The organism is Spirosoma spitsbergense DSM 19989 (assembly GCF_000374085.1).
Taxonomy (GTDB): domain Bacteria; phylum Bacteroidota; class Bacteroidia; order Cytophagales; family Spirosomataceae; genus Spirosoma; species Spirosoma spitsbergense.
The window spans coordinates 1-6,291 of sequence record NZ_KB893463.1 but is presented as its reverse complement, the minus strand read 5'-3'; the positions used below and the strand labels follow the sequence as shown (position 1 = coordinate 6,291).

The 6,291-nt window shown below is 45.4% G+C and carries 7 protein-coding genes and 1 pseudogene; 3 read left to right on the top strand and 5 right to left on the bottom strand.

From position 1 onward, the window contains the following. Together B157_RS38940 and B157_RS0109285 are read left to right on the top strand one after the other, a co-directional pair. The coding region (locus B157_RS38940; protein ID WP_026308603.1) for a hypothetical protein at positions 1-720 on the top strand (720 nt) is incomplete at its 5' end. 529 nt (positions 721-1,249) lie between these two features. Next, positions 1,250-1,984, top strand: a complete 735-nt coding sequence (locus B157_RS0109285) for a hypothetical protein (protein WP_020603067.1) — start codon at positions 1,250-1,252, stop codon at positions 1,982-1,984. Positions 1,985-2,986: 1,002 nt separating this feature from the next. Here B157_RS0109285 and B157_RS34840 read toward each other — a convergent pair. The 5 genes from B157_RS34840 to B157_RS39675 all read right to left on the bottom strand — a co-directional run bounded on the left by B157_RS34840 (position 2,987) and on the right by B157_RS39675 (position 6,133). Next, on the bottom strand, positions 2,987-3,412 hold the full coding sequence (locus B157_RS34840) for a response regulator (RefSeq protein ID WP_020603066.1): 426 nt from the start codon (positions 3,410-3,412) through the stop codon (positions 2,987-2,989). Positions 3,413-4,221: 809 nt separating this feature from the next. Then, positions 4,222-4,680, bottom strand: a complete 459-nt coding sequence (locus B157_RS36745; RefSeq protein ID WP_020603065.1) for a BLUF domain-containing protein — start codon at positions 4,678-4,680, stop codon at positions 4,222-4,224. Positions 4,681-5,013: 333 nt separating this feature from the next. Then, the gene (locus B157_RS0109265; RefSeq protein WP_020603064.1) at positions 5,014-5,268 is read right to left on the bottom strand and encodes a BLUF domain-containing protein; all 255 of its coding nucleotides are present in this window, start codon (positions 5,266-5,268) and stop codon (positions 5,014-5,016) included. A gap of 162 nt (positions 5,269-5,430) precedes the next feature. After that, positions 5,431-5,811 (bottom strand): hypothetical protein, encoded by a 381-nt coding sequence (locus tag B157_RS0109260; protein WP_020603063.1) that lies wholly within the window; start codon positions 5,809-5,811, stop codon positions 5,431-5,433. 106 nt (positions 5,812-5,917) lie between these two features. Beyond that, entirely contained in the window at positions 5,918-6,133 is a 216-nt protein-coding gene (locus tag B157_RS39675) for an AraC family transcriptional regulator (protein ID WP_020603062.1), read from the bottom strand. Between B157_RS39675 and B157_RS40430 the strand changes: the two are divergent. After that, positions 6,132-6,291 (top strand): annotated as a pseudogene (locus tag B157_RS40430) (IS256 family transposase); the annotation flags it as partial. The gene B157_RS39675 and the pseudogene B157_RS40430 sit on opposite strands and share 2 nt — an antisense overlap.

The window sequence follows — 6,291 nt, the reverse complement described above, 5'->3', positions numbered from 1 at the left end:
AAACCCGCCAAACGAAACGACGAAGCACCCCTTTCTGCCCTGCGCACCGTCCTTAAAACACAGGCCATCGCCCTGACACCGGGTATCAACCAGATCAGCAATCCGCCCCCAGCTGATTCCCACCTGGAATACTACTTCATTCCCATGCAGTATATGAAGCAGTACCAAGCCTACAACCGGCCGGGTAAGCCCCTGAAAAACCTGAAACTCATTAATTATGAGAAACCCGCCATTTCCCTGTCTTTCTTTTTCAAGCATAAGTATTCCATTGAACGGGCCGTCACCCATGGTGATGTCGTGCAGCACATCAAGAATTACCGGGACGAATTATTGAACTTGTCCTTAATGCAGCAGCTTAGCGTGGGCCAGCTTAAAGAACTTCAACAAACGGACGAACTATTACGCACCATTCGGGAAGAGCCCGATGCTTACCAGGCCTGCTTTTCTAATTATCACCACAAATATTACTACTGGTATTGCACCTATCGTTATTTTGATGATCTGGCTACGATGAAAACCACCACCTCGAGTGAACATTTGCTCAAGCATACCGAGCGGGTAGGACATGAGGTACATGAACGGCTAAACATCATTTTCATTGATCCCGAATATATCAATGAATCAGTACCCCATGATCACAAATTGATTGATCGGGAGTTAAAAACTTTTCCTATTCAACTCCGGCAGGGAATTACCACTTTATATCTTCGGGAGATTTGAGACCACACAGGAGTTAGGCAACGAGTAACATACGCTTTTACACCTGTTAATGATGGACTAACCATGCACGAGTTTTTGACCTACTTCGGGTAGTTTTGCCACCTTGCTGCCTATCCCTCACCGAAATGATTTCAGGCAAACGAGTCGCACCCTTTTGGCAAAACTACCCAAATTTCTTTTTTAATGACTCCCTATTACTTCAATCGCTGTCCAATTTAATCCCTTGCCTATGCCCAGGGGAGTCGATTTAAACATAAGCACTGTACCCAAAAATAAGTTGGCCCTCCACGGCTATAATACGCTCATATTGCCTACTAACCCGCTCATTTCCTCACGGATTTACCTTCGACCGGCTAGAAACACGTATTTCCCCAAACTTACTCCTACTAATTCAACGCGCATCCTGACCCAGTCGGCCCTACTTTAGCACACGCAGCGGATGGAACCGGCTACCGACTAGAAGGTTAATTTTGCTGCACCCTCAAAAACTGGTAATATTGTCAACCGGTACGAGGCCGTCAGGCTGGCAATGGCAGAACAGGCAACGGCAGAACAGGCAACGGCAGAACAGGCAACGGCAGCAAAAATAGCGGATGTCAGTTTGTTGGTGACAGGCCATGAGCGACACCTGAATTTCGCAATGAAAATATCCCTGTTTGTTCTACTTAGTGCCATCAGCCTGTGTTCGGTCTACGCCCAGTCAACGGCAGACTCAGCAGCCACCCGGAATAATAGTCTGAAAATTAATCCACTGAGCCTTATTGTAGGCGACGTATCTGTGTTTTATGAACGGATACTGACCAAACGTGCATCGCTGGTGGGTGGGGTGGGCTTCGGTTCGGAAACGTATGAATATCACAACGTCAACAACCCCTCGCCTAGACTATTTCACTATAAGCGGGTTACGTTGGAATACCGGCACTATTTCCCTCGGCGTCCTTTGTCCCCCACTGGCTTTTACGCAGGTGTATACGGCCGCTTTTCCGGGCTCACGCTCGACGACTACCTATTCGATAATCAGGGTACTATTATTCGAGACCCGAGCGGTAGGTTAGTCAGAGCTATACAGCAGCTTTACGTCTGGATGCCCGGCGCTATGGCTGGTGTGCAGACAAGCACACCGCGAGTAGTGGTCGATTTGTTTCTGGGACTTCACTATCAACTACCGACCAGCAGTCCCCCTCTCAAGGCAGTCCTGCCGGAACAGATGAGCCGGAAAGGTTTTGCTCCCCGCTTTGGGCTGACCATGGGCTATCGGTTTTGATGATACCCTCGTGTAAGGTCAACCACTCAGCTAACGTGCAGGGTTTTTTACTCACCAGTTTGGTATAGCCTACCTGCGTTAAATCGGGTAGTTCTGCGGTTTAGTACATAATTCGTCGTTTGGACTTTCCAGCCAAGTTAACGGCTCAATGTTGATAGGATGGTGTTAAGGTTCAATAAGTCGTACCTTTCTGAACCTTAGCTTATTAAGACCTCTGAGGGGCAAATTACGCCAAGAATTAGAACCAAAAAGTAGGTCCAAGAATCTTTCTGGTCTTTACTTTCTGATACTGACTTTTTCAACCGTAAGTAAGGGGAAATCAATCTGTTAGACAAAGCGAGGGGTTCAAGTGATGAATTATGTACTAAACCGCAGAACTACCCTAGCTCACAGTGAGCAACAGGCGAATAAACCTTTGTTCAATACACAATTGGTAGGGCATGCTGTTAAGAAGCCCGTAAATCGGCTTAAAAAAGGTCGTAAGACCGAAGATATTAGCTAAAACGGAAGTCGGCTCTGGGGAGGCCCAACCGACCAGGGGTAAGCTGATGCACGTACTAACCGTACTGCGGCCCCGGATTGATAGCTCCAAACCATCGGCGGCCTTTTCTATAAGACTCTACTTACCCTACGGAGTCACTCGAAACTATGTTAACAAATTGTGATGTTCCATCACAGGTTTTTTCAGGCATAAAGCACCCCTAACTGTAGGGCAGAGTAATTATCTTTGTTTGCCTTGATAATCAAGGCTGTTGAAAATCCAATGGGACCAAATAAGCAGGTTATCTAACCTGCTTATTTTTTCGGTACAGTTAGGGGTGCCTTATGCCTGAAAAAACTTTGGGGTTTGGGGCAACGCCCCGAGTACTTTAACCGCGTCGCAGACACCGCATAAATCCATTCGTTTGCAACGAGAACCTCAAGATCTACCCAGTAACCCTTAAAGTGGTCAACTATTGACCCCTACTTTCCATCTGCTAAAGCTAGTTGCCTCCTGACTGGCTACGGATTTCTAGGGGTATGAGCTGTTTTTAACCAGTAATCATAAGTGAGGTTAAACAACTTATCTAGCTCGGCTATACTATTTGGCTTACTCATAAACGAATTGGCTCCTAATTCGTAAGCCCGACGAACGATCGCTTCATTCCGGTTACCACTTAAAATCAGAATGGGGATGGAGCGTAAAGTCGAATTAGCTCGAATCGTTTCGAGTGTCTGATACCCATCCAGGCGGGGCATATCTAAATCGAGTAAAATTAAAGTAGGTAGGTTCTGTTCTGGACTGTTCAATAGATTGGTTACTAGTGCTTGGCCATCCTCAAAAAAGGTGACCTCACAGTCCGAATACGCTTCTAGAGCCTTTCGGATAAAGAAACGATCATCATCGTCATCGTCAACTGCATATATACAGAACTGAATGTCATTCACTGAAAACTTAGCTAGTAGGCTATAAACAAGAGCTAATAATGTAATACGTTTAAATTGTCATTTATGTTTTGTATGTAAAGATGAGGGAGTTAAACTACATAGTTGAGACTGTTGTATAAGGCCTTCTTCTTCCAACGGAGCGGATTTACACGTTAGTGAACTAATAGATTAGTTGTCCCCTGTTTATCAAGTAGTTAGAAAGGGATTATCATTTAGGATTTCCTTTTTGATAGGCGGGGCTACCCCCTTTGATTGGCCAAAATAGACGTTTTTGTGATTCTTTTTTGGACACCCTTTTCGATAAGCTACTGATTATCAATAATTAGATTATCAAAACTATAAAACTCGTTTCTAAGCGTATAAATCCGCCCGTTTGCAACGAGAACCCCGTTATGTGGTGTCTGCTACGCCTTTAAAGTAATTGGGGCGTTGCCCCAAACCCCAGGATTTTCTTAGGCATGGGCCACCCCAACTGTACGAAAAAAAACTAATGGGCCATACACAGTACGGCCCATTAGTCTCCATTTTATTTTCAACCCCCTTGATTATCAAGGTTTACAAATATACAACCCTCGTACAGTTGCAGTAGCTCCATGCCTAAAAAAATTCACTCTGGTGCGGACTAATGGCTGACTGAAAAATGGAGAAGGAAATACTTAACCAAGCGGAAAAAGCTAGATTTAAGCGTCTAAACAAGTCTAGTTAGACTTACTTTAGAGTTTTGTTAGAAATTCAAATTAAGCAAGAGCTAGTGAATTCACTAGCTCTTCTTCTTTAGGTAGCGTGTAGAATGTGAAGGTCTGAATTAACTACCTCCAGAATTCCTCATAGACCATACGCTTATATTGAGCTAAAAGCATTTCAAACTCGGATAGACTCAATAGCCTTTCTGCTTCATCTCGGGAAGAGATATCCGCTAGCCAAGATGAAGCATCAAGACCGACGATCGTTTTTAAGAGTGCTAGCTGGTAAGCGGTGATGGCTTTACATTCCATGCTCCAGTGACGAAAAGAACGCTTCCGGATTGGACAATCTGCTATTTTAATAAGGTTGGTGTGTCGTTGATCCTTTTCGATGCGTTGGTACAAGGCTTCAATAAGTTCTTTTTTACCTTCTAATACCTGCAGTATCCTGCCTCTGTTAATGAACAGAATACCCGTTATCCCCTCAATCGCATTATGGGATCGGCTTTGCTCAAGCAGGGAGGCAAAGTCAGCCTGTTTCACTAGGCTGATCGATGAGCTAACATACACTATACAGTGTTCCATTTTTCTTACTTCAGATTAGATGGCCGCCAAAATGAGGACATTTATTTATACATAAAAGTATGTGGTGTCTGCGACCGGTACGCCTTGGTGCGGCATTCCGACGGTCCCGCTCCGGAATGCCGCACCAAGGCGGCCGGTGCGCCGACAGCCCGCCGCTGCGGTGCGATACCGGCCGCTGCGGAGCGGCTATGTTAGTGATTGGGGCTGACTGCCCGTACGCGGGCCCGGCCTAAACCCCGTAGGTTTTTTTCACGACAGTACCAGCGATAATTTATGCCTGAAAAAACCTATCAATACTACCCGAGGAATAGCCATAAAAAGCCCCGACCTGGCTTAGAGCCGCCGATTCCCGCAGAGGCCGCTACGATGCCCTGCTGAGCCCAGTGGCTGTATCGGTTGACGTTTCTTCTCAGCAAAGCCGACGTCCATTTCAACTTCTAATACCTGCACGATACTGCCTCGACTAAAGAGTAAAATACCCGTTATCCCCGCCGTCGCAATATGGAACCGGCTTTGCTCAAGCAGGGAGACTAAGTCCGCCTCTTGAAGTAGGGCCGTAAAGCTGGAATACACAATACAATGTTGCATTAGGACTAACTGGGATCAGGAGGCTGGCAAACGAGCCAAATATGTATGAAGGGATAAGGATACCCTTAAGCGAGCAATAGCGATCCATTTTAAGCCCCTACGACCGGCAGTTGATTCAGGCTTATGGCTACTATATTCACTTATCGCAGATACTGCCTCTGGCTATGAGTTAGATAAGTTAACCAGGTGAAGCCCCTTTTGTGCCTCTTGATTCAGCTGGTGCAAAACGTGGGTATGGGCTGCCAGCTTTTCATAATTCTGGCTCATACCCGATGGTCCCGGATTAACTAGTTGATCCATGTCCTGAAGTAGTTTTTCTAACTCTTCCTGCATGGTAGCAACTAGTTTCACTAACAGGCTCACCGGACACTGGCCAATGAAAACGCTTTTTATGTTTTCTCTTCCTAAATCGTGTTCAATTCCTATCTGACTAATGCAGGTTACTACTTGTTGATGATAGGTATGGAAGTCAGCAATTGCAGCTGCCCAATCAGCCAATATACGTTCGGGTTTATCCGTCTCTGATGAATATGATTTACTCATTGATACGTTTGTTTTCCTATTCATAATAGAGTCCTGATTTCCGCACCGGAAAATTGGGACTTATAGGGTTGAGCCTGTTATATAATTTTAATATGAGTTATATAATTTATAGACTCTCAAGCATATAGCGTTTTTTATGCTTGAGTTGCTTGAAGAATCGTGGGGTTAGACCCGTCACCTTCTTAAACTGGCTGGACAAATGCGCTACACTACTATAATTTAATTGATGCGCAATTTCAGATAGAGGAGACTGCTCGCTGAACTGTGTCAAGGCTGAGGGTGAATAGAAGGGAAAAAGAAAAATCCTTATTTTCACAATCATGACGGATACAACTAACGACTTCGATTTCGAGTCCTTCAAGCAGGCGGCCATCAAAGGCCTCTACGAAGGCAAACCCCTGACAGGCCAAAACGGCCTGTTCGCTCCCTTACTCAAGCACTTCCTGGAATCGGCCTTGGAAGGGGAAATGGATGGCCACC

What these genes read in the sequence shown, in the direction of transcription:
- B157_RS36745 (WP_020603065.1), bottom strand. Translation starts at nt 4,680, where the DNA reads ATGGAACACTGTATAGTGTATGTTAGCTCATCGATCAGCCTAGTGAAA.
- B157_RS0109285 (WP_020603067.1), top strand. Translation starts at nt 1,250, where the DNA reads ATGGCAGAACAGGCAACGGCAGAACAGGCAACGGCAGAACAGGCAACG.
- B157_RS0109265 (WP_020603064.1), bottom strand. Translation starts at nt 5,268, where the DNA reads ATGCAACATTGTATTGTGTATTCCAGCTTTACGGCCCTACTTCAAGAG.
- B157_RS0109260 (WP_020603063.1), bottom strand. Translation starts at nt 5,811, where the DNA reads ATGAGTAAATCATATTCATCAGAGACGGATAAACCCGAACGTATATTG.
- B157_RS39675 (WP_020603062.1), bottom strand. Translation starts at nt 6,133, where the DNA reads ATGATTGTGAAAATAAGGATTTTTCTTTTTCCCTTCTATTCACCCTCA.